Origin of the sequence: Halalkaliarchaeum sp. AArc-GB, from assembly GCF_031432225.1 — an archaeon.
In the GTDB taxonomy this organism is placed as follows: domain Archaea; phylum Halobacteriota; class Halobacteria; order Halobacteriales; family Haloferacaceae; genus Halalkaliarchaeum.
Genome location: NZ_JAVKGM010000034.1, coordinates 1 through 1,605 on the forward strand (window position 1 = coordinate 1; position 1,605 = coordinate 1,605).

Genomic DNA, 1,605 nt, shown 5'->3' on the forward strand with positions numbered 1-1,605 from the left:
GTACGTGTTTAGCCCGAACTGATTTCGCTGCTATCTCATAGAAGGCGCACAACTTAGCCTGTATGAACTGGCAGCAGAGGTTCGTGATGATTCTCAGGGATGGGCTCCGTCGTGGAGCCCATCCCGTTACCTCTGCTGTCTGTACTGGAAGGTGGGATCTGTGAACGGAGATGATCTCACCAAAGAGGAGTTGCTCTCCCGGTTTTTACAACTTGAACAACGAGTCGAAGAGCTTGAACAAGACAACGCACAGCTCCGAGAGAAGTTACAAGAGAAAGACGAGCGGATCGAAGAACTCGAAACACGTCTTCGCAAATACGAGAATCCGCACACTCCACCCAGCAAGCGACGGTCGGGGACCGACGGGTCCCCGACCTCGCAAGATGACGAAGACGACGATGTCCGAACTGACGGTGGCACTCCCGGTCGGAAGGACGGTCACGATCCGGAGTGGCGTTCTACGGCCGATCCTGACGAAGAAATCGAAGTCACCTGTGACTGTTGTCCTGAGTGTGGCGACCACTTCGACGAGTCGGTGGGCGTCAGCCCCCGACTCGTCGAGGAGATCCCTGATCCCCTGCCCCCAGAAATCACCCGGTACAACCGCCACTACTACCAGTGCGATTCCTGTGGAACAGAGACAGTTGCGGCTCACCCCGACTGCCCCGATGAGGGGCAGTTCGGGGTGAACGTCATCGCTCAATCAGCTCTGTCACGGTACGATCACCGCCTTCCTTACCGGAAGATCGCTGATCGCTTCGAGCAACTACACGGACTCGAACTCTCGGGTGCATCCGCGTGGCACGCGACCGAGCGCGCTGCGCGCGCCGGTCGCTGTGAGTACGAGCAGATCCGTCAAGAGATTCAGGATGCTGACGTGGTTCACATCGACGAGACAGGCATCAAGCGCGACGGTGAACAAGCGTGGATTTGGACGTTTCAGACCGTTCAACACACGTTGTACGCGGTCAGGGAGAGTCGCGGAAGTGATGTTCCCGCGGAAGTCCTCGGCGAGGACTTCGCGGGAACAGTCGTCTGTGACGGGTGGACGGCGTACCCAGCTTTCAGCAGCAACCTCCAGCGGTGCTGGGCGCACATTCTTCGAGAGGCTGAAGACGCCGCGGAAAAGCAGCCAGAAGGCGAACCGATCCACCAGGCTCTCAGACAGGTATACGTCGCTCTCCAGGCTCGGCTGGAGAGCGACCCAAGTCCTTGTGAGAGAGCAGAGCTCCAGCGTGTGGCGCGAAGAGAGCTTGAATCGCTGATTGACCGGTCAGTACCCGACGGACCAGTGGCAACACTGCTGGGGAAGATCGAAGGAGGTCTCGACCACTGGCTCACCTTCGTCGGTGAGCCAGCGGTCTCTCCGACAAACAATGCCGCAGAGAACGCACTTCGTGAGCCAGTGGTTCTCCGGAAAATCATCGGAACGCTCCGTAATGACCGAGGAATGTTCGTTCACGAGACGGTCTTGTCCCTGCTGGCGACGTGGCGCCAGCAGGGACGCAATCCATACGAAGAACTTCGTCGAGTCGTCAGCAATAATGAGGTTATCTCACGGGCTCACGCTGTGCCGGCTGTCGAGACCTCGGGGTAAACACATAC

Annotated in this window: 1 protein-coding gene; it reads left to right on the plus strand. The window is 58.2% G+C overall.

The features are described from left to right. Window positions 1-160 precede the first annotated feature (160 nt). On the plus strand, window positions 161-1,597 hold the full coding sequence (locus tag RH858_RS16710; protein WP_310562509.1) for an IS66 family transposase: 1,437 nt from the start codon (window positions 161-163) through the stop codon (window positions 1,595-1,597). The last annotated feature ends 8 nt before the right edge of the window (window positions 1,598-1,605 follow it).